The following is a 21,718-nucleotide window of genomic DNA, read 5'->3' on the forward strand; positions in this document are numbered from 1 at the left end:
CCTCTGCTGTTAACCCAGGAGAGGCTGAATCGTGCTATAAAGACGTATGATTTTTTATACGGAGTTTTAGCGCAATGAAATTACCGATCTACCTGGATTACGCAGCGACAACGCCTGCGGATCCGCGTGTCGCCAGCAAAATGATGCAGTTCCTCACTTTGGATGGCACCTTCGGTAACCCCGCTTCCCGTTCCCACCGTTTTGGCTGGCAGGCTGAAGAGGCCGTTGACGTGGCACGCAACCAGGTTGCCGAACTGATCAACGCCGATCCACGCGAAATCGTGTTTACCTCCGGTGCCACCGAGGCCGATAACCTGGCGCTCAAAGGCGCGGCGCAGCAGCATCAGGCGCGTGGTAAACACATCATCACCAGTCAGACCGAACACAAAGCGGTGCTCGACAGCTGTGCTCAGCTGGCGCGCGAAGGCTTTGACGTCACCTTTCTGCAGCCCGGCGCGGACGGCATCGTCACGCCTGCGATGCTGGAGGCGGCACTGCGCGACGACACCGTGCTGGTGTCGCTGATGCACGTCAATAATGAAACCGGCGTGATTCAGGACATCGCCGCGCTGGGCGCGCTGTGTCACGCGCGCGACATCCTGTTCCACGTGGACGCCACGCAAAGCGTGGGCAAACTGCCGCTCGATGTCAGCGCGCTGCCGGTGGATTTGATGTCGTTCTCAGCGCATAAGCTGTACGGGCCGAAAGGCATCGGCGCGCTGTGGGTGCGGCGTAAACCAAAACTGCAGATCGACGCGCAGATGCATGGCGGCGGTCACGAGCGCGGCATGCGTTCGGGGACCTTGCCGGTGCACCAGATTGTCGGCATGGGCGAAGCCTATCGCATCGCGCGCGAAGAGATGGCGGACGAGAGCGCGCGCCTGGCTACGCTGCGCCATCGTCTGTGGCAGGGCATCAGCACGCTAAGCGACGTACAGCTCAACGGTTCACTCGAACAGGGCGCGCCGAATATCCTCAATATCAGTTTTGCCCACGTCGATGGCGAATCGCTGATCATGGCGCTGAAAGATCTGGCGCTGTCGTCGGGATCCGCCTGTACTTCTGCCAGCCTTGAACCTTCCTACGTTCTTCGCGCCATGGGCGTGGATCAGCAGCTGGCTTACAGCTCGCTGCGCTTTTCGCTGGGTCGCTTTACCACGCAGGAAGAGATCGATTATGCCATCGGGGTGGTACATAAGGCAGTAACGCGCTTACGGGCGCTGACGCCGGCCACTTCCCGCTAAATTTTCGCCCTGCGCCGGTCAGTGCGCAGGGATAACAAACGCAAACGGAGCCACGCGATGACAACACAACCCATGACGATTACGCTCAGCTCCCAGGCCGCCGACGCGCGCTGGGGCGAGAAAGCCTTGCTGAGCAGCAATGAAAGTGGCATGACCGTTCACCTGACCGGTGCCGATGCGCTGATGAGCATTCAACGTGCCGGACGCAAGCTGGACGGTCAGGGCATTCGCCACGTCGCGCTGAGCGGCGAAGGCTGGGATCTGGAGAAATGCTGGGCGTTCTGGCAGGGTTTCCGCAGCCCGAAAGGCGAGCGTCAGGTCGAATGGCCGACGCTGAGTGAGGCCGATCAGGCCGAATTCGATCGGCGCCTGAAGATCGTTGACTGGGTGCGCGACACCATCAACCTGCCTGCGGAAGATCTCAGTCCGGAGCAGCTGGCGCACAGCGCCATCGATATGATCAGCGAAGTAGGCGGTGACGCGGTGAGCTATCGCATCATCAAAGGTGAGGATCTGCGTGAGCAGGGCTATGCCGGGATTCATACCGTAGGCCGCGGCTCGACGCGTCCGCCGGTGCTGCTGACGCTGGACTTTAACCCTGGCGGCGACGACAGCACGCCGGTGTACGCCTGCCTGGTGGGCAAAGGCATCACCTTTGATACCGGCGGTTATAGCCTGAAGCAGAGCGCGTTCATGGATTCGATGAAATCCGATATGGGCGGCGCGGCAACGGTAACCGGTGCGCTGGCGCTGGCGATCGCGCGCGGCCTGGATAAGCGCGTAAAGCTGTTCCTGTGCTGCGCCGATAACATGGTCAGCGGCAACGCGTTCCGCCTCGGCGACATCATCCGCTATCGCAACGGGAAATCCGTTGAAGTGATGAACACCGACGCCGAAGGGCGTCTGGTGCTGGCCGACGGGCTGATTGACGCCAGCGAACAGCGCCCGCAGCTGCTGATTGACGCGGCCACGCTGACCGGTGCCGCCAAAACCGCGCTGGGCAACGATTATCATGCGCTGTTTACCTTTGACGACGTGCTGGCGGAGTCGCTGCTGGGCAGCGCCACCAGCGAAAACGAAGCCTTCTGGCGTCTGCCGCTGGCCGAGTTCCACCGCAACCACCTGCCGTCCAATTTTGCCGATCTGAATAACATCGCCAGCGCAGCCCACGCGGCGGGCGCCAGCAGCGCGGCAGCGTTTCTCTCGTGGTTCGTCAGCAACTATCAGCAGGGCTGGCTGCACATTGACTGCTCCGCGACCTATCGCAAAAGCGCGGTGGATCAGTGGTCCGCCGGTGCGACAGGCCTTGGCGTGCGGACCATTGCCAATCTGTTACTGAAATAATCCCGACAACGGCAGGCTGCAACCTGCCGTCTTTTTTGGAAGCCTATCCCTTATGAGTAACCGTCTTGAAGAGGTGCTGAAGCTGGCGGCCACCGAGCCTGCGCACCGTCCGGAATTTTTTCAGCTATTGCTGGAGGCCGATGTCTGGGTGCCGGGCGAAAGTCCCGCGGAGCAGTTTGATGCCACCTCGCCGGTAGAATTACAGCACTGGGAGAAAGAGGGCGGCGGCAGCGTGATCCCTTTCTTTACCTCAGAAGCAGCGATGAGCGAAGCCATCCAGGGTGAGCAGCCGTACCTGCGTTTACCGACGCGCACGCTGTTTGAAATGACGCTGGGCGAAACGCTGTTCCTCAATCCGAAACTGCCGGCCGGCAAAGAGTTTTCACCCGGCGAGATCGCGCATCTGCTGGGCGAAGAGGGCAGTGCGCTGAGCCAGCAAACGGTGCTGGAGGGCGGTCATGCATTGCTGCTGTCCGAAGTGGCCGAGCCGCCAGCGCAGATGATCGATTCGCTGACCCAGCTGTTTGCGAAATACAAACAGGTGCGTCGCGCCTACGTTGCCAGCATTCGTGAGCGTGCCGATGAACAGGCGAATCTGTTGATTGGGATTGAAGCCGACAGCGATATTGATGCGATTATTCAGGCGGCCGGCAGCGTGGCGACTGATACGCTGCCCGATGACGCGCCAATTGATATCTGTGAAGTGGTCAGTAATGAGCAGGGTGTCAGCCATTTCTTCACCGCGCACATTACGCCGTTTTATGAGCGCCGCTGGGGCAGTTTCCTGCGCGATTTCAAAGGCAGCCAGCGGATTATTTAGTGCCGGTGCGCATCAGTGCGCCGGTAAATCGCACCGATTTCACCCAGGTGCGCATAAATGCGTCATCAACATTGTACCGATTTCACCCAGGTGCGCATTAATGCGTCATCAACATTGCACCGATTCACCCAGGTGCGCATAAATGCGTCATCAAAATCGCACCGATTTCACCCAGGTGCGCATAAATGCGCACCCTACGTGTAGGGTCGCCGTTCACGGCGACCGGATACACTTATTTCTCAATCGGTAAATCGTCGCGGCTGCCCCATTCTCCCCACGAACCGTCGTACAGCGTCACGTCACGTACGCCCAGCGCGGTCAGCGCCAGAATCACCACCACCGCCGTCACGCCGGAGCCGCAGCTGGCGACAATCGGCTGATCCAGCTTAATCCCTGCCTTTGCAAACAGATCGCGCAGCTCGGCGGCCGGTTTCAGCTCACCGTTGGCCACCAGATTGTTCCACGGCATATTCAGACTGTGCGGGATATGGCCGCGCAGCAGGCCGGGACGCGGCTCATCCACTTCGGCATTGAAACGGTTGGCCGCGCGCGCATCGACAATCTGCGCGCCGCCCTCGTGGCTGATCAGCAGGACATCGGTCAGGCGCTTCACCTGGCTGCTGTCGTACTGCGCGTCGAACTCGCCCTCAGGCAAATCAACCGGACCGGTAGCCAGGCTGAAGCCAGCGGCTTTCCAGCCCTGCAGGCCGCCCGCCAGAATCGACACCTGCTCACAGCCAAAGGCGCGCAGCATCCACCAGGCGCGCGGCGCGGAAAACAGATTGCCTTCGTCGTACACCACCAGATGCTTATCCTGGCTGATGCCCAGCTCGCGCATCGCCACGGCAAAGGTCTCTGCGCGCGGCATCATATGCGGATACGGGCTGGTGTGATCGGACAGCGCTTCGATGTTGAAAAAAGGCGCATCCGGCAGATGCCCGGCCAGATACTCCGCCGTGATATCGCGCACCGCTTCCTGACCTGGCGGCAGCATGCGGGCATCCAGCACCTGCAAACGCTCTTCGTGGTAATGTTCATTCAACCAATCAGCGGACACAAACATGGCTGTCATAGCAACCTCTTCTCCATCAGCGGCAAAGGCCCAGTGTCCGGGAATGTGAAGGCTATCTCAAGGGTAACATTGCTAAAGTTGGCGGCTTGATGTGAAATTGCGCAGCACAACACGTTTAACCTTTTGGGGCTGGTGAGGGAATTACCATGGCAAGATGTGTAAAACGACTGCTGTTCAGCGTGCTGATCGGCGGCGCATTACTGGGCGGCGCGCAGCCGTCGCTGCAGGCGGCTGATACGCCTGCGCCGCAGGCCGCGACACGCGCTCTTGCGGTGATCGACCTGTCCGAGCTGCAGCTGGACGGCGCGGCGGCGCTGGTACTGACCTTTAACCGCGCGCTCGACGGTCAGCAGGATTTTAACCACTGGATCAGCCTCACCGATGACAGCAGCGGCAAGGTCGACGGAGGCTGGGAGCTGGCGCAGAACGGCAAAGTGCTGCGCTTCCGTCATCCGCAGCCGGCGCGCAAGCTCACCGTCACCGTCAATGCCGGCCTGAAGGCCGCGGATGGCAGTACCTTAGCCAGCCCATTCAGCCAGACACTCACCACGCGCGACATCCAGCCGATGGTCGGTTTCGCCAGTCGTGGCTCGCTGCTGCCGCTGCGCCTGGCGCAGGGACTGCCGGTGCTGGCGCTCAACGTTAACCAGATCGATGTTGATTTCTTCCGGGTGAAAAATGCCTCGCTGGCGGATTTTCTCGCCCAGTGGAATTACGGCAACAATTTGTCGTACTGGGAATCGCGCGATCTGCTGAAAAACGCCGATCTGGTTTACAGCGGCCGCTTCGATCTCAACCCGGCACGCAATACGCGGGAAAAAATGCAGCTGCCGCTCGGCGACGTCGCGGCGCTGAAACAGCCGGGTGTCTATCTGGCGGTGATGAAACAGGCCGGCACCTACAACTACACGCAACCGGCGACACTGTTCACCCTGAGCGACATTGGTCTGTCGCTGCACCGTTTTCCCACCCAGCTGGAACTGTTTACACAAAGCCTCGCCAGTGGCGATCCGCTGGCGGATGTCAGCGTGCAGCTACTGGATGAAAAAGGCCAACAGCTGGCGAGCGGCAGCAGCGACAGCGAGGGTCATCTGCGTTTAGCGGCTAACGCCAAAGGCAAGCTGCTGCTGGCGACCAGTAAAGGCCAGACTTCGCTCATCGACCTTAATCGCCCGGCGCTGGATCTGGCCGAATTCCCGATTGATGGCCCGCAAGGCTACGACAAACAGTTCTTCATTTTTGGCCCGCGCGATCTCTATCGCCCTGGCGAAACGGTCATCGTTAATGCGCTGCTGCGCGATGCCGATGGCAAACCACTGCCGCCGCAGCCGGTGAAAGCTGAAGTGGTGCAGCCGAATGGTGAAGTGGCACAAACCTTCGTCTGGCAGCCAGAGAACGGCGTTTATCAACAACGTTTTGCCTTACCGGCCTCGGCGATGACCGGTAAATGGACGCTGCGTATTAACAGCGGCGACAACCAGCCGCGCAGCTGGCCGTTCAATGTAGAAGATTTCCTGCCAGAACGGATGGCGCTGTCGCTTAAAAGCAACACTCAGCCCCTGTCGCCAGATGCCAACGTCACCTTTGATATCGAAGGTCGTTATTTGTATGGCGCGCCAGCGGCAGGCAACGAACTGCAAGGCCAGCTGTTCCTGCGCCCGGCGCGTGAAGCGGTCGCTGCGTTGCCAGGTTATCAGTTTGGCGACATCACGGAGGAACTGAAACGAAGCCTTGATGATGTGGATGAAAAGCTGGACGACAGCGGCAGGCTGCAGCTTAAGGTCGAAAGCAGCTGGGCGGAGAGCCACTCTCCGCTCAACCTGATTTTGCAGGCCAGCCTGCTGGAGACCGGCGGTCGTCCGGTAACGCGCCGCACCACGCAAGCGATCTGGCCTGCGGCCGCGCTGCCGGGCATTCGTCCGTTGTTTAACAGCGAATCGGTGTACGACTATCGCACCGATCGTTATAACGATGAGCCAACCGTGCCGGAAAATAGCCTCGCCGAATTTGACGTGGTGTACGCCAATGCGCAGGGCGAAAAGCTGGCGGCGCAGGATCTTGATGTGCGTTTGATCCACGAACGTCGCGACTACTTCTGGAGCTTCTCTGATAGCGAAGGCTGGCAGTCACGCTTTGACCAGAAAGATCTGCAGGAAGAGCAGCAGCGCATCAGCATTGCGGCGGGCGGCAGTCAGAAAGTCAGCTTCCCGGTGGAGTGGGGCACCTATCGTCTTGAAGTGCATGCCGGTGACAACATCGTCAGCAGCGTGCGTTTCCAGGCAGGTTACTGGTGGCAGGACAACACCAACGGCACCGGCGCGCTGCGTCCAGATCAGGTCAAACTGAAGATCGACAAAGCCGCCTATCAACCCGGCGACACCGCGCGTGTCACGGTGGAATCCCCGGCGGCCGGCAAAGGCTATCTGCTGGTGGAGTCGAGCAGCGGCACCTTGTGGTGGCAACCGCTGGATGTGCCGGCGGGCGGCGCAACCATTAATGTGCCAGTCAGTGCGGAGTGGAAACGCCACGATCTATATCTCAGCGCGATTGTGGTGCGCGACGGCGACAAAGCGAACGGCACCACGCCAAAACGCGCGGTCGGCTTGTTGCATCTGCCGATGGCAACCGCCGCGCGCCGCCTGACGCTGGCGCTTGAGGCACCGGACAGGATTCGGCCGGAACAAACCGTGCAAGTCAAGGTTAAAGCACGCCGCGAAGGCGGTGCGCTGCCGCAGCAGGTGCAGGTGTTGCTGTCGGCGGTGGACAGCGGCGTGCTGAGCATTACCGACTATGCCACCCCCGATCCGTGGAACGGCTTCTTTGGCCGCAAGCGCTACAACGCCGATCAGTATGACGTGTTCGGGCAATTGATTGAGGGCGGAGGCAAACTGGCGGCGCTGCGTTTTGGCGGTGACGGGGATGATGCCGATGCGCTGTCGCGCGGCGGTAAAAAGCCGGTCACCGAAGCGCAGATTGTGGCGCAGCAGCTGCAGCTGGTGACGCTGGATGCCAGCGGCGAGGGCACGCTGGAACTGCCGGTACCGGCCTTTAACGGCGAGCTGCGGCTGATGGCGCAGGTGTGGAGCGAAGACAGTTTCGGCGCGGCAGATCGTAAAATGGTGGTCGCCGCACCGCTGGTAAGCGAACTGGCGACGCCGCGCTTTCTTGCCAGCGGCGATCAATCAACACTGGCGCTGGATTTGACCAACCTTACCGATCAACCTCAAACGTTGAACGTCGCGGTTAACGCAAGTGGTTTGATTGCACTCAACGGCCAAATCCCGGCCAGGGTGCAGCTGGCGAAAGGGGCGCGCACCACGCTGGCGATTCCGGTTAAAGCGCAGGACGGTTTTGGTGAGGGCGACGTGCAGGTGACCGTTTCGGGGCTGAGCCTGCCGAACGAGACGCTGGCACCGAGCGTGCGCCACTGGAAGATTGGCGTGCGTCCGGCTTATCCGGCGCAAACCCTGAGTTTCGATAACGTAATGAACAGCGGGCAGCGCTGGCAGGTGATGGCAAGCGCGTTCAACGGCCTGCAGGCTGGCACGCTGAGCGGCCAGCTGTCGCTGAGTTCTCAGCCGCCGCTGAATATCGCCAGCTACATCAGCCAGCTTTACGCTTATCCCTATGGCTGTCTGGAGCAGACCGCCAGCGGTATCTGGCCTTCACTTTTCACCAATCACGCCCAGCTCAGCGCGATGGGCATCAAAACCAGCAGCGATGAGGCGCGCCGCGTGGCAATCGACACCGGCATTGCGCGCCTGGCCGGCATGCAGCGCGGTAACGGCAGCTTTGGCCTGTGGAGCAAAGAGAGCAGCGAGGAGTTCTGGCTCACCGCTTACGTCACTGACTTCCTGCTGCGCGCCAGCGAAGCGGGCTACAGCGTGCCGGAGGGCGTGATTAATCGCGCCGACCAGCGCCTGCTGCGTTATTTGCAGGATCCGGCACAAATCGAAACCAGCTGGAGCAGCGATGCCGATGCGCTGCGTTTTAGCGTGCAGGCCTACGCGGGGCTGGTGCTGGCGCGTCAGCAGCAGGCGCCGCTCGGCGCGCTGCGGGCGCTGTATGACCAACGCGCCCAGGCGAAGTCCGGACTGGCGCTGGTGCAGCTTGGCGTGGCGCTGCAGCAGATGGGCGATACGCAGCGCGCGCAGCTGGCGCTGATGCAGGGCATCGCGCTGCAACGCCAGCCTGACATGTGGCTGGGCGATTACGGCAGTCCGTTGCGTGACCGCGCGCTAACGCTGGCGCTGCTGACGGAAAATCAGCTGCTGCCGGAGCAGCAGGGGCCATTGCTGATTGAACTGGCGCAAACGCTGCACGGGCAGCGCTGGTTCTCTACGCAGGAGAACAATGCGCTGTTCCTTGCCGCGCGGACGCTGCAGCAGCATCCGGGTGAAGCCTGGCAGGCCACACTGCAGGACCAGTCGCTGCGCAGCGATCGACCGCTGAGTCTCGGGCTGAGCGCGCAGCAGTTGCAGCAGGGCCTGACGGTGACCAGCGACACACCGTCGCCGCTGTACGGTACGCTCAATGTGGTCGGCTATCCGCGCACCGCGCCGTCACCGGTCAGCAATGTGCTCAGCATCAGTCGCGAATACTTCACGCTGGACGGCAAACCGGCTGATCTCAATAACCTTAAGAGCGGTGAGCTGCTGGTGGTGCGGCTGAAGGTGGGTGCCAGTCAGCGCGTCAGCGATGCGCTGGTGGTGGATCTGCTGCCGGCCGGGCTGGAGCTGGAAAATCAAAACCTGAGCGACAGCAGCGCCAGCCTGGGCGACAGTGCCGATGCGCTGAAAGAGAGCATGATGGACATGCAGCAGGCAAACATTAAACATCTTGAGTTCCGCGACGACCGCTTTGTCGCCGCTCTTGCGCTGGATGGCTACACGCCCGGCACGCTGCTGTATCTGGCGCGCGCAGTGACGCCGGGCAGTTATCGTCTGCCGCCACCGCAGGTGGAGTCGATGTATGTGCCCGCGTGGCGCGCCATCGGCACCACGCCGGAAAAACTTCATGTGCGTTAAGCGCCCGTGACGCAGCGCCACCGACGCCTGTGCGGGCTGGCGCTGCTGCTACTGCTGCTGATGGGCGCAGTATGGCTGCTGGACCGGCTCGATCCGCTGCCGTTGCGCCAGTTACAGCCGGCGCGGGTGGTGGTAGCGGAAGATGGCACGCCGCTGTGGCGCTTTGCCGATCGACAGGGTGTGTGGCGCTATCCGGTGACGCTGGACGAGGTGTCACCGGCCTATATCGAGGCGCTGCTGGCCTACGAAGACCGCTGGTTCTGGCACCATCCCGGCATTAACCCGCTGGCGATAGTGCGCGCCGTCGGGCAAAACCTGCTGCAGCACGGCATTGTCTCCGGCGGCAGCACGCTGACCATGCAGGTGGCGCGGCTGATTGATCCGCAGCCGCGTACCCTGAGTGGCAAAGTGGTGCAGGCGTGGCGCGCGCTGCAGCTGGAGTGGCATCTGTCGAAGCGCGAGATCCTCACGCTGTATCTCAACCGCGCCCCGTTTGGCGGCACGGTTGAGGGCGTCGGTGCCGCCAGCTGGATGTGGCTGGGCAAACCGGCGTCGCAGCTTACCCGCGGCGAGGCGGCGCTGCTGGCGGTGCTGCCGCAGGCACCCAGCCGTTTGCGCCCGGACCGCTGGCCGCAGCGCGCTGAGGCTGCCCGCAATAAAGTGCTGGATCGCCTGGCGCAGTATCAGGTGTGGCCGGCGCAGACCGTCGCCGAAATCAAACAGGAGCCGGTATGGCTGCCGCCGCGTCAGCTGCCGCAGCTGGCACCGCTGCTGGCGCGCCGGCTGCTGTCGCTGTCGCCCGACAGCAAAATTACCTCCACGCTGGATGTGCCGCTGCAGCGCGAACTGGAGAACCTCGCTGCGTCGCTGCAAACCCGGCTGCCGCCGCGCACCTCGCTGGCACTGCTGGTTGTCGACCACAGCACCATGAAGGTGCGCGGCTACGTCGGCTCGGTGTCTTTCAATGACGACAGCCGCTTTGGCCATGTGGATATGATTGCCAGCGTGCGTTCGCCGGGATCGCTGCTCAAGCCGTTTGTCTACGGCATGGCGCTGGATGAAGGCCTGATTCATGGCGAATCGCTGCTGCAGGATGTGCCACGCCGCTTTGGTGACTATCGTCCCGGCAATTTCGACAGCGGCTTTCACGGCCCGGTCAGCGCCAGCGAAGCGCTGCAGCGTTCGCTCAATCTGCCGGCGGTGCAGCTGCTGGAGGCGCTTGGACCGAAAAACGTCGCCGCGCGGCTGCGCAACGTCGGCCTGAATCTGCGTTTTCCGGCGGGCGGTGAACCGAATCTGTCGCTGGTGCTGGGCGGCACCGGCGCGCGGCTGGACGACATTGTCGCCGCCTACAGCGCCTTTGCCCGTCACGGTAATGCTGCGCAGCTGCGCTGGCTGCCGCAGCAGCCGCTGCTGCAGCGCCCGTTACTGTCGCCCGGCGCGGCGTGGATTGTACGCCGCATCCTCGCCGGTGAGGCGCAGCCTGCCGCCAGCGGGGCGGTCGCCGATATCGTGCCGCTGGCGTGGAAAACCGGCACCAGCTACGGCTATCGCGACGCCTGGAGCGTTGGTATCACGCCACGCTATCTGATTGGCGTCTGGGTGGGCAGGCCGGATGCCACACCGGTTGCCGGCCAGTTCGGTTACGCGTCGGCGGTGCCGGTGATGCAGCAGGTTAATCACCTGCTGGCGGGACACCTGCCGGCGCGCGGCGTGCCCGGCGATCCTCGCCCGGCGACGGTCAGCGCCGTCAGTATCTGCTGGCCCGGCGGCCAGCCGTTGCCCGCCGGCGACGAGAACTGCCGGCAGCGGCGTTACAGCTGGGTGCTGAATCAGACCGTGCCGCCAACGCTGCTGGCGCCGGGGCAGGAGGGCGTCAATGGCTTACGCCAGCGCTTCTGGCAAAACAGCAAAGGGCTGCGCGTGGCGGCGGATTGTCCGGATGCGCAAAGCCGGGAACGCGTGATGTGGCCGCTGCCGCTCGAGCCATGGCTGCCACCGGGCGAACGGCGGGCGCAGCGCCTGCCACCAGTGGATGCGACCTGTCCGCCGCTGAATCAGGGGGACAGCGCGCCGCTGCTGGTGACCGGCGTGATCAATGGCCAGCGCGTGCAGCCGCTGCCCGGTAAGGTCGTATTGCTGCTGCCGGTGGCGGTGCAGGGCGGGCAGGGTACGCAGCGCTGGTGGTTTTTAAACGGGCAGCCGGTGGAACTGGCGGCGGGAAAAAACAGCGCCTCGCTGGTGCTGCGCGAGCCCGGTCGTTATCAGCTGGTGGTGATGGATGAGGCCGGGCAGCTGGCTTCGGTGTCCTTCACGCGTGGCTAAACGCAGCGCTATGGCATATTTTTTGCGTGTTTGCCCCGACAGAAATCAATTATTTTCAATAATTCCTCTCTTCACTCATAGGCAAGGCGCGCCGATCTCCCTATAATCGGCGCGTTTTCTTACCGGGAGCGGGTTCCCGGTTTCTTCAGGATGCTAATCAGAGGTAATCATGGCAATCGAACGCACTTTCTCCATCATCAAACCAAACGCCGTCGCTAAGAACGTGATTGGTGCTATCTACAACCGTTTCGAAAGCGCTGGCTTTAAAATCGTTGGTGCGAAAATGCTGCACCTGACCAAAGAGCAGGCTGAAGGCTTCTACGCGGAGCACAAAGGTCGTCCGTTCTTTGATGGTCTGGTTGAGTTCATGACTTCTGGCCCGGTTGTGGTATCTGTTCTGGAAGGCGAAAACGCTATCCAGCGTCACCGCGATCTGATGGGTGCAACTAACCCGGACAACGCGCTGGCCGGTACGCTGCGTGCTGACTACGCAGACAGCTTCACCGAAAACGCCACCCACGGTTCTGACTCTGCAGAATCTGCGGCACGCGAAATCGCTTACTTCTTCGCAGAAAACGAAGTCTGCCCACGTACCCGCTAAGTGCGCGGTAGCGGATGCGGACAGGCGTCTTTACACCTTGTAACCGGTGGCTAAGACGTTCCCCTGGCATCACGCAGCAGATGTAGTACAATTATGCGCCCTTGTTGAGCCTGGCTCAGCGAGGGCGCTGTTTTTTTCCTATTCTTAACCAGAGCCGTAACGTGTAACAACGAGGCCAGAGAACATTATGTCCGAACAGATTGTGACGCCGTCGTCCGCTTCCCCCGTGGTTGTTTCCCCGAAAAACGAAAAAATTAACCTGCTGGATCTTAACCGTCAGCAGATGCGCGAATTCTTTGTTGAGATGGGCGAAAAACCGTTCCGTGCCGATCAGGTCATGAAGTGGATGTACCACTACTGCTGCGATGATTTCGAGCAGATGACAGACATCAATAAAGTGCTGCGTGGCAAGCTGATGCAGCGCGCTGAAATTCGTGCGCCGGAAGTGGCGGAAGAGATGCGCTCCAGCGATGGCACCATCAAGTGGGCGATTCGCGTCGGCGATCAGCTGGTGGAAACCGTGTATATCCCGGAAGCCGACCGCGCCACGCTGTGCGTCTCCTCGCAGGTAGGCTGTGCGCTGGAGTGTAAATTCTGTTCGACCGCGCAGCAGGGCTTTAACCGTAACCTGCGCGTGTCTGAAATCATCGGTCAGGTATGGCGCGCGGCAAAAATTATCGGTGCCGCTAAAGTGACCGGCCAGCGTCCGATCACCAACGTGGTCATGATGGGCATGGGCGAGCCGCTGCTCAACCTTACCAACGTGGTACCGGCGATGGAGATCATGCTGGATGACTTCGGTTTCGGCCTCTCCAAACGTCGCGTGACGCTGTCGACCTCGGGCGTAGTGCCGGCGCTGGATAAGCTCGGCGATATGATCGACGTGGCGCTGGCGATTTCGCTGCACGCACCGAATGACACCATCCGCGATGACATCGTGCCAATCAACAAAAAGTACAACATCGAAGCCTTCCTGGCGGCGGTGAAGCGCTACATTGGCAAATCCAACGCCAATCAGGGCCGCGTGACGATTGAGTACGTGATGCTGGATCACGTCAACGACAGCACCGAACATGCGCATGAGCTGGCGGCGCTGCTAAAAGAGACGCCGTGCAAGATCAACCTGATTCCGTGGAACCCCTTCCCGGGCGCGCCGTATGGCCGCAGCTCGAACAGCCGTATCGACCGCTTCTCCAAAGTGCTGATGGAGTACGGTTTCACCACCATCGTGCGTAAAACGCGCGGCGACGACATTGATGCCGCCTGTGGTCAGCTGGCGGGCGATGTTATCGACCGCACCAAGCGTACGCTGCGTAAAAAAATGGCCGGTGAAGCCATCTCTGTGAAGGCGCTCTGAAAGATCGCGCCCGCTGCTACGCATCGGGCGTCAGGCATGGCAGTCTCTGCGCTGAACTGACAGGGAGAGACTGAGATGCGTAAAGGATTACCCGCCGCGCTGCTGGCCGGCTTTGTTGTAACCGGGTGTGTCGAAGCACCGGCGCGGCACGGCGCGGCCGATATCCGGCTGCAGCTGGGATTGCACTATCTGGCGGTGAAGGATTATGCCGCGGCGCAGCGCAATTTGCTGCGCGCGCAGCAGGCCGCGCCGCGCGATTACCGGGTGCCGCTGGCGCTTGCGCGCGTCGCGCAGGCACAGCAGAATAACGCCCGGACGCGCCATTACTACCAGCGCGCGCAGCAGTTAGCGCCGCTGAATGGTTATGTGGCTAACAATTACGGTGCGTTTCTCTGCGGTTTGAGGCAGTATGACGAAGCGCATCAACAGTTTAAGCTGGCAACTGAAGCGCAGCACAGCGATGCCGCTCAGGATGCCCTGCTGTTTTCGGGCTATTGTTACCTGCAGGCGGGAGAGGATCGCGCCGCGCGCCAGCAGTTCGATCTCGCGCTGGATGCCGCACCGGAGCAGGGCAGTATGCTGCTGACGGAAGTGGAACGACGGCTTGAACAGCAGCAGTGGGCTTCAGTGCCGCTGCTTTTAGAAGTTTACCATCAGCATTTGCCGGCAACGGCAGAGAGTCTGGGGTTACAGATACGTTTCGCCGCGCAACAGGGAAACGCTGCTGACGTTACACGTTATGGCGACCGGTTGGCGCGAAGTTTTCCACAATCGATACAGTACCAGCGTTATTTAGCTAATGAATACTGAAGCCACTCAAGAGAATTCTGCAGTACATTCCACAGGTGAACGCCTGCGTCTGGCCCGTGAGCAGATGGGGCTGACCCAGCAAAACGTCGCTGAGCGCCTGTGCCTGAAACTTTCTACCGTGCGTGATATTGAAGAGGATAAATCCCCGGCGGATTTGGCCTCGACCTTCCTGCGCGGCTACATTCGCTCTTATGCGCGTCTGGTGCATGTACCTGAAGATGACCTGCTGCCGATGATGGCGAAGCAGGCTCCGGTGCGTGCGGCGAAAATTGAGCCGATGCAGAGCTTCTCACTGGGTAAGCGTCGTAAAAAGCGTGACGGCTGGTTGATGATCTTCACCTGGCTGGTGATTTTCGTGGTGGTCGGCCTGACCGGCGCCTGGTGGTGGCAGAACCATAAAGCCTCGCAGGCGGATCTGGTGTCGATGGCTGACCAGAACGGCAGCAGCAGCGACAACAGCCAGTCGATTCCGCTGGGTGACAACAGCACGGACAGCACTACCGACAGCGACACTAACGCGGCCGGTACCCCGATTGACACCGGTGCCGGTGCGGTCAGCACGCCAGACAACGCTGGCAGTACCAGCAGTGCGCCAGCAGCGACCAGCAGCAACACGGCAACCAGCAGCGACAACGCGGTGGTGTCCCCGAGCCAGGCGCCGATTGATAACGCACCGCCAGCGGCCACCTCACCGGCACCGGCTAACAGCGTGCCGGCAGGCTCAATGCCAACCGGTACCGCTGCCGTCAGCCAGCCTGCGGGCGACCCTAACGCCGTGGTGATGAACTTCAAAGCTGACTGCTGGCTGGAAGTCACCGATGCGACCGGTAAGAAGCTGTTCAGCGGATTGCAACGTAGCGGCGGTAAACTCAGCCTGTCCGGCACCGCTCCGTATCGTCTGAAAATTGGCGCTCCGGGTGCGGTTGACGTGCAATATCAGAATCAGCCCGTTGATTTAAGTCGTTTTATCCGTAATAACCAGGTTGCCCGTCTGACGCTGGGTGCGCAATAACGCGCAGCGCGCTTTCCGGGTAATTGTGGAGAGAGAATATGCATAACGAAGCACCCATTATCCGTCGCAAATCTACACGTATTTACGTCGGCAAGGTGCCGGTTGGTGATGGCGCGCCTATCGCCGTTCAGTCAATGACCAACACCCGTACCACGGACGTCGAAGCCACGGTGAATCAGATCCGTCAGCTGGAGCGCGTCGGCGTGGATATCGTGCGTGTGTCCGTGCCCACCATGGATGCGGCGGAAGCCTTCAAACTGATTAAGCAGCAGGTCAACGTGCCGCTGGTAGCGGACATTCACTTTGACTACCGCATCGCTCTGAAAGTGGCCGAGTACGGCGTCGATTGCCTGCGCATTAACCCGGGCAACATCGGTAACAACGAGCGTATTCGCCAGGTAGTGGATTGCGCCCGTGACCACAATATTCCGATCCGTATCGGCGTTAACGCCGGTTCGCTGGAAAAAGATCTGCAGGAAAAATACGGTGAGCCAACGCCGCAGGCGCTGCTCGAATCCGCGATGCGTCATGTTGATCACCTCGATCGCCTCAACTTTGACCAGTTCAAAGTGAGCGTCAAAGCCTCCGATGTGTTCCTGGCGGTGGAATCTTACCGTCTGCTGGCAAAAGCCATCGATCAGCCGTTGCACCTTGGCATCACCGAAGCCGGTGGCGCGCGTGCGGGAGCGGTGAAATCAGCGATCGGCCTTGGTCTGCTGCTGGCGGAAGGGATTGGCGATACGCTGCGCATTTCGCTGGCCGCTGACCCGGTTGAAGAGGTTAAAGTCGGCTACGACATCCTGAAATCACTGCGCATCCGCTCACGCGGCATCAACTTCATCGCCTGCCCGACCTGTTCGCGCCAGGAGTTTGACGTCATTGGCACGGTGAACGCGCTGGAAGAGCGGCTGGAAGACATCATCACGCCGATGGACGTCTCGATCATTGGCTGCGTGGTGAACGGCCCCGGCGAAGCCACGGTCTCGACGCTCGGCGTCACCGGCGGCAACAAGAAGAGCGGCTTCTACGAAGATGGCGTGCGCCAGCGCGATCGCCTCGACAACAATGACATGATCGATCAGCTGGAAGCGCGCATCCGTGCGAAAGCCACCATGCTGGACAAGAGCCGCCGCATCAACGTGCAGCAGCTGGAAAAATAAAGGACGGTGTGCGCCCGGCGCACGCCAGTTGTGATTGAACCTGTGCGGTTTCATCCTCATAAGGTATGATGCCGGACAGGTTTTTTTGTATTAAGAGATTCTAACGTGGCGAAGAATATTCAAGCGATTCGCGGGATGAACGATTACCTGCCGGCAGATACCGCCATCTGGCAGCGTATTGAGGGCACTCTGAAGCAGGTGCTGGCCAGCTACGGCTACAGTGAAATCCGTCTGCCAATCGTCGAGCAAACCCCACTGTTCAGCCGCGCGATCGGTGAAGTCACCGACGTGGTTGAAAAAGAGATGTACACCTTTGAAGACCGCAACGGCGAGAGCCTGACGCTGCGTCCGGAAGGCACCGCAGGCTGCGTGCGCGCCGGTATCGAACATGGTCTGCTGTACAATCAGGAGCAGCGCCTGTGGTACATCGGTCCGATGTTCCGCTACGAGCGTCCGCAGAAGGGGCGCTATCGCCAGTTCCACCAGATGGGTGTGGAAGTGTTTGGCCTGCAGGGGCCGGACGTGGACGCCGAGCTGATCATGCTGACCCATCGCTGGTGGAAAGCGCTGGGTATTGCTGACCACGTTGAGCTGGAACTGAACTCCATCGGTTCACTGGAAGCACGCGCCAACTACCGCAGCGCGCTGGTGGCCTTCCTCGAACAGCATAAAGAGGTGCTGGACGAAGATTGCAAACGCCGCATGTATACCAATCCGCTGCGCGTGCTGGACAGCAAAAATCCGGATATTCAGACGCTGCTGAACGACGCGCCGACGCTGGGTGAATTCCTCGACGAGGAGTCACGTGAACACTTCAGCGGCCTGTGCGCGCTGCTCGACGATGCCGGCATCAAATATCGCATCAATCAGCGCCTGGTGCGCGGCCTCGACTACTACAACCGCACCGTGTTCGAATGGGTGACCAGCAGCCTCGGCTCGCAGGGCACCGTGTGCGGCGGCGGTCGCTATGATGGTCTGGTGGAGCAACTGGGCGGCCGCGCGACACCGGCGGTCGGTTTTGCCATGGGGCTCGAGCGTCTGGTGCTGCTGGTGCAGGCGGTGAATCCGGAATTTGAACCGACGCGCATTGTTGATGTCTATGTTATCGCTTCGGGGCAGGGCGTGCAGTCCGCCGCGATGCAACTGGCGGAAAAACTGCGTGATGCCGACCCGGCGCTGAAGCTGATGACCAACTTCGGCGGCGGTAACTTCAAGAAGCAGTTTGCCCGTGCAGACAAGTGGGGCGCACGCATTGCGCTGGTGCTGGGCGAAGACGAAGTGAAAGCGGGCCAGGTGGTGATTAAAGACCTGCGCACCGGCGATCAGCAGACGCTGGCGCAGAGCGACGCCGCCGCGACGCTGCACACGCTGCTGCAGTAAGCGCAGCACTGCAACAGGCATTTTAAGGAGAGGGATTGCGTGGAAGTTTACAGCAACGAAAACGAACAGGTTGATGCGCTGCGTCGCTTCTTTGCCAATAATGGCAAAGCGCTGGCGGTCGGGGTCATCGTCGGTATCGCTGCGCTGGGTGGCTGGCGTTTCTGGAGCAGCCATCAGGAAGGAGCGGACAAAGCCGCGTCGGCGCAGTATCAGCAGCTGACCAGTGCCATGCAGGCAGACAAGCCGCAGACGCTGGAAGCGGTTGCCAGCTTCGCCAGCGAGAACAACAACACCTACGGTGCGCTGGCCGCGCTGGATCTGGCTAAACAGTACGTTGCCGCCAACCAGTTAGACAAAGCCATCACGCTGTTACAGAGCGGGCTGAAAGACACCAAAGATGCCAATCTGCAGGCGGTGATCAACCTGCGTCTGGCACGCATTCAACTGCAGCAAAATCAGGCCGATGCCGCCCTTACTACCCTGAACAATGTGAAGGGTGATGGCTGGACAGCCATTGTGGCGGACATTCGTGGCGAAGCACTGCTGAGCAAAGGCGATAAGCAGGGCGCCCGCGATGCCTGGAGCAAAGGTGCGGAATCGCAGGCTTCTCCTGCGCTGAAGCAGATGCTGCAGATGAAGATGAATAACTTAAGTTAAGCCAGTCAAGAGAGCGCATATGGAATTACGTAAATACCTGCTGCCAGGGCTGATGTCAGTCACTCTGCTCAGCGGTTGCTCGCTGTTCAGCGGCGAAGAAGATGTAGTGAAAATGGCCCCGCTGCCGAAGGTTGAAAACCAGTTCACGCCGGAAACCGCGTGGAGCACCTCGGTCGGTGACGGCGTGGGTGATTTCTACTCCAATCTGCATCCCGCCTGGCAGGACGGCACCGTGTATGCCGCCGACCGCTTCGGTATCGTGAAAGCGCTCGACGCCAGCAACGGCAAAGAGAAGTGGAAAGTGAACCTCTCTGAGAAGACCGGCTTCTTCTCGAAAAATATTTCGGCACTGCTGTCTGGCGGTATCACGGCCAATGGCGATCGCCTCTACATCGGTAGCGAGCGGGGACAGGTATTTGCCCTGAACAGCAGCGACGGCAGCATTGCCTGGCAGACCAAAGTGGCTGGCGAAGCGCTGTCGCGTCCGGTGGTCAGCGATGGTCTGGTATTGATTCACACCAGCAACGGTATGCTGCAGGGGCTCGATCAGAGCAGCGGCGCGGTGAAATGGAGCGTGAACCTGGATATGCCAGCGCTGTCGCTGCGCGGTGAATCGGCGCCTGCGGTGGCGTTCGGTGGCGCGATTGTTGGCGGTGATAACGGTCGCGTCAGCGCGGTGATCATGAACCAGGGCCAGCTGATCTGGCAGCAGCGTATCTCCCAGCCAAGCGGTGCGACCGAGATCGATCGTCTTAACGATGTCGACACCACGCCGGTGATCGTCAATGGCGTGGTCTATGCGCTGGCCTACAACGGTAACCTGACGGCGCTGGATCTGCGTTCCGGTCAGATTCTGTGGAAGCGTGAAATCGGCGGCGTCAAAGATCTGATCGTCGATGCCGGTCGCATCTATCTGGTGGATCAGGATGACCGCGTGATTGCGCTCAACGCCGATGGCGGCGTGGCGATCTGGCGTCAGAGCGATCTGCTGCACCGTAACCTGACGTCTCCGGTGCTGTTCAACGGTTACCTGGTGGTCGCCGATAGCGAAGGCTACGTGCACTGGATCAACACCCTGGACGGCCGCTTCGTGGCGCAGCAGAAACTGGACAGCGACGGCTTCCAGACCGAGCCGGTCGTGGCCGGTGACAAGCTGCTGATCCAGGCGAAAGGCGGTGAGGTCTACGCCATCACCCGTTAAGGCGATGGCCCGACGGGCAGCGTTTCGCACGCATTGATACGGCTCCTGATTCGTCAGGGGCCGTTCTGTTTTTAGTCAGGCATGATATTCTTGGCGCCTGCGGCCTGAACCTGACGGCAAATGCCGTTATAATCACGCCATTCGGGCGATTTATTTTTAAAACTGAGGCAAGTGTTATGGTACCTGTGGTCGCGCTGGTTGGGCGTCCCAATGTGGGGAAATCCACGCTGTTTAACCGCTTAACGCGCACACGTGATGCGTTAGTGGCCGATTTCCCTGGACTGACTCGCGATCGCAAATATGGTCGCGCCGAAGTGGAAGGGCGCGAATTTATTGTTATCGATACCGGCGGTATTGATGGCACCGAGGAAGGCGTGGAAAACCGCATGGCGGAACAGTCGCTGCTGGCGATTGAAGAGGCCGATGTGGTGCTGTTTTTAGTTGATGCGCGTGCTGGCGTCATGCCGGCGGATCAGCAGATCGCCAATCATCTGCGTTCGCGCGATAAAGCGACGTTCCTCGTTGCCAACAAAACTGACGGTCTCGATCCGGATGCTGCGGTGCTGGACTTCTACGCGCTCGGCCTGGGTGAGATTCACCCGATTGCCGCGTCGCACGGTCGTGGCGTCACCAGCCTGCTGGAAACCGCGCTGCTGCCGTGGATGGATGACATCGCGCCGCGGGAAGTCAGCGAAGAGGACGAAAACGAAGCCTACTGGGCCGCGTTAGCCGCCGAAGAGAACGGTGAAGCGCTGGAGGAAGAAGAGGAAGAAGCCTTCGATCCGACCGGTCTGCCGATCAAACTGGCGATTGTCGGGCGTCCGAACGTAGGTAAGTCAACGCTCACCAACCGTATCCTCGGTGAAGACCGTGTGGTGGTGTACGACATGCCGGGCACCACGCGCGACAGCATCTACATTCCGATGGAGCGTGATGACCGCGAGTACATTCTGATTGATACCGCGGGCGTGCGTAAGCGCGGCAAAATCACTGATACGGTGGAAAAATTCTCCGTCATCAAAACGCTGCAGGCGATTGAAGATGCCAACGTGGTGATGCTCGTGATTGACGCGCGCGCGGGCATTTCCGATCAGGACCTGTCGCTGCTCGGCTTTATCCTGAATAGTGGGCGCTCACTGGTGATTGTGGTCAACAAGTGGGATGGCCTGTCGCAGGAGATTAAAGATGAAGTGAAAGAGACGCTGGACTTCCGTCTCGGCTTTATCGACTTCGCGCGCGTGCACTTTATCTCGGCACTGCACGGCAGCGGCGTGGGCAACCTGTTCGAATCCGTGACCGAAGCGTACGACTGCTCGACCAAACGCGTAAATACCTCCATGCTGACACGTATCATGAACATGGCTGCTGATGACCATCAGCCGCCGCTGGTGCGTGGCCGCCGCGTGAAACTCAAATATGCGCATGCCGGTGGTTATAACCCGCCGATTGTGGTGATTCACGGTAATCAGGTGAAGGATCTGCCGGATTCCTACAAGCGTTACCTGATGAACTACTTCCGCCGCTCGCTGAACGTGATGGGAACGCCGATTCGCATCCAGTTTAAAGAGGGTGATAACCCGTATGCGGGCAAACGCAACCTGCTGACGCCAACCCAGCAGCGTAAGCGTAAGCGTCTGATATCGCATCTGAAGAAAAACAAACGCTAAACATGATGAGGGCCCGGATGGGCCCTCTTTTTTTGGCGTAA

The 21,718-nt window shown here is 60.4% G+C and carries 15 protein-coding genes; 14 read left to right on the top strand and 1 reads right to left on the bottom strand.

Going from position 1 to position 21,718, the window contains the following annotated elements; all coding sequences use genetic code 11:
* Positions 1-74: 74 nt before the first annotated feature.
* The 3 genes from K7H94_RS05030 to sseB are packed head-to-tail and all read left to right on the top strand — an operon-like array spanning position 75 to position 3,408.
* Positions 75-1,244 (top strand): IscS subfamily cysteine desulfurase, encoded by a 1,170-nt coding sequence (locus tag K7H94_RS05030; RefSeq protein WP_136545942.1) that lies wholly within the window; start codon positions 75-77, stop codon positions 1,242-1,244.
* A 57-nt stretch (positions 1,245-1,301) separates the two neighbouring features.
* Positions 1,302-2,588, top strand: a complete 1,287-nt coding sequence (pepB, locus tag K7H94_RS05035; protein ID WP_222951741.1) for an aminopeptidase PepB — start codon at positions 1,302-1,304, stop codon at positions 2,586-2,588.
* A 52-nt stretch (positions 2,589-2,640) separates the two neighbouring features.
* Complete coding sequence (gene sseB / locus K7H94_RS05040) at positions 2,641-3,408, top strand: enhanced serine sensitivity protein SseB (protein WP_058758294.1); 768 nt, start codon at positions 2,641-2,643, stop codon at positions 3,406-3,408.
* 232 nt (positions 3,409-3,640) lie between these two features.
* Here the strand turns inward: sseB and sseA are convergent, their stop codons facing one another.
* Positions 3,641-4,480, bottom strand: coding sequence for a 3-mercaptopyruvate sulfurtransferase (gene sseA, locus K7H94_RS05045; RefSeq protein WP_215800748.1), 840 nt, complete (start codon positions 4,478-4,480; stop codon positions 3,641-3,643).
* Between the two features lie 146 nt (positions 4,481-4,626).
* Between sseA and K7H94_RS05050 the strand changes: the two genes are divergently transcribed.
* From K7H94_RS05050 to der, 11 genes are all read left to right on the top strand, one after another.
* Complete coding sequence (locus K7H94_RS05050) at positions 4,627-9,507, top strand: alpha-2-macroglobulin family protein (protein WP_222951742.1); 4,881 nt, start codon at positions 4,627-4,629, stop codon at positions 9,505-9,507.
* A 6-nt stretch (positions 9,508-9,513) separates the two neighbouring features.
* Positions 9,514-11,832 (top strand): peptidoglycan glycosyltransferase PbpC, encoded by a 2,319-nt coding sequence (pbpC, locus tag K7H94_RS05055; RefSeq protein WP_338047705.1) that lies wholly within the window; start codon positions 9,514-9,516, stop codon positions 11,830-11,832.
* A 169-nt stretch (positions 11,833-12,001) separates the two neighbouring features.
* A complete protein-coding gene (gene ndk, locus K7H94_RS05060) occupies positions 12,002-12,433 on the top strand; it encodes a nucleoside-diphosphate kinase (RefSeq protein ID WP_021506555.1) in 432 nt (143 codons plus the stop codon).
* A 187-nt stretch (positions 12,434-12,620) separates the two neighbouring features.
* The gene (gene rlmN / locus K7H94_RS05065; protein WP_021506556.1) at positions 12,621-13,790 is read left to right on the top strand and encodes a dual-specificity RNA methyltransferase RlmN; all 1,170 of its coding nucleotides are present in this window, start codon (positions 12,621-12,623) and stop codon (positions 13,788-13,790) included.
* A 75-nt stretch (positions 13,791-13,865) separates the two neighbouring features.
* The gene (pilW, locus tag K7H94_RS05070) at positions 13,866-14,600 is read left to right on the top strand and encodes a type IV pilus biogenesis/stability protein PilW (protein WP_058770850.1); all 735 of its coding nucleotides are present in this window, start codon (positions 13,866-13,868) and stop codon (positions 14,598-14,600) included.
* Positions 14,590-15,612: a cytoskeleton protein RodZ gene (gene rodZ / locus K7H94_RS05075; protein WP_150058768.1), complete on the top strand. Its 1,023-nt coding sequence runs from the start codon at positions 14,590-14,592 to the stop codon at positions 15,610-15,612. Before pilW ends, rodZ begins: the two co-directional genes overlap by 11 nt.
* A 38-nt stretch (positions 15,613-15,650) precedes the next feature.
* Positions 15,651-16,772, top strand: coding sequence for a flavodoxin-dependent (E)-4-hydroxy-3-methylbut-2-enyl-diphosphate synthase (gene ispG, locus K7H94_RS05080; protein ID WP_222951743.1), 1,122 nt, complete (start codon positions 15,651-15,653; stop codon positions 16,770-16,772).
* Positions 16,773-16,877: 105 nt separating this feature from the next.
* Positions 16,878-18,152 carry a histidine--tRNA ligase gene (hisS, locus tag K7H94_RS05085; protein WP_058770848.1) on the top strand — a complete coding sequence of 425 codons (1,275 nt, stop codon included), beginning with the start codon at positions 16,878-16,880 and terminating at the stop codon, positions 18,150-18,152.
* Between the two features lie 39 nt (positions 18,153-18,191).
* A complete protein-coding gene (locus tag K7H94_RS05090) occupies positions 18,192-18,809 on the top strand; it encodes a YfgM family protein (protein ID WP_021506561.1) in 618 nt (205 codons plus the stop codon).
* Between the two features lie 19 nt (positions 18,810-18,828).
* On the top strand, positions 18,829-20,010 hold the full coding sequence (bamB, locus tag K7H94_RS05095; RefSeq protein ID WP_058758300.1) for an outer membrane protein assembly factor BamB: 1,182 nt from the start codon (positions 18,829-18,831) through the stop codon (positions 20,008-20,010).
* 176 nt (positions 20,011-20,186) lie between these two features.
* Positions 20,187-21,677, top strand: a complete 1,491-nt coding sequence (gene der, locus K7H94_RS05100; protein WP_021506563.1) for a ribosome biogenesis GTPase Der — start codon at positions 20,187-20,189, stop codon at positions 21,675-21,677.
* Positions 21,678-21,718 lie beyond the last annotated feature (41 nt).

It is taken from the genome of Pantoea dispersa (genome assembly GCF_019890955.1).
Lineage (GTDB): Bacteria > Pseudomonadota > Gammaproteobacteria > Enterobacterales > Enterobacteriaceae > Pantoea > Pantoea dispersa.

Bases quoted from the DNA above. Each gene is read 5' to 3' on its own strand.
- pepB (WP_222951741.1), top strand. From the start codon at position 1,302: ATGACAACACAACCCATGACGATTACGCTCAGCTCCCAGGCCGCCGAC.
- sseB (WP_058758294.1), top strand. From the start codon at position 2,641: ATGAGTAACCGTCTTGAAGAGGTGCTGAAGCTGGCGGCCACCGAGCCT.
- pilW (WP_058770850.1), top strand. From the start codon at position 13,866: ATGCGTAAAGGATTACCCGCCGCGCTGCTGGCCGGCTTTGTTGTAACC.
- ndk (WP_021506555.1), top strand. From the start codon at position 12,002: ATGGCAATCGAACGCACTTTCTCCATCATCAAACCAAACGCCGTCGCT.
- rlmN (WP_021506556.1), top strand. From the start codon at position 12,621: ATGTCCGAACAGATTGTGACGCCGTCGTCCGCTTCCCCCGTGGTTGTT.
- K7H94_RS05050 (WP_222951742.1), top strand. From the start codon at position 4,627: ATGGCAAGATGTGTAAAACGACTGCTGTTCAGCGTGCTGATCGGCGGC.
- rodZ (WP_150058768.1), top strand. From the start codon at position 14,590: ATGAATACTGAAGCCACTCAAGAGAATTCTGCAGTACATTCCACAGGT.
- ispG (WP_222951743.1), top strand. From the start codon at position 15,651: ATGCATAACGAAGCACCCATTATCCGTCGCAAATCTACACGTATTTAC.
- bamB (WP_058758300.1), top strand. From the start codon at position 18,829: ATGGAATTACGTAAATACCTGCTGCCAGGGCTGATGTCAGTCACTCTG.
- sseA (WP_215800748.1), bottom strand. From the start codon at position 4,480: ATGACAGCCATGTTTGTGTCCGCTGATTGGTTGAATGAACATTACCAC.
- der (WP_021506563.1), top strand. From the start codon at position 20,187: ATGGTACCTGTGGTCGCGCTGGTTGGGCGTCCCAATGTGGGGAAATCC.
- K7H94_RS05030 (WP_136545942.1), top strand. From the start codon at position 75: ATGAAATTACCGATCTACCTGGATTACGCAGCGACAACGCCTGCGGAT.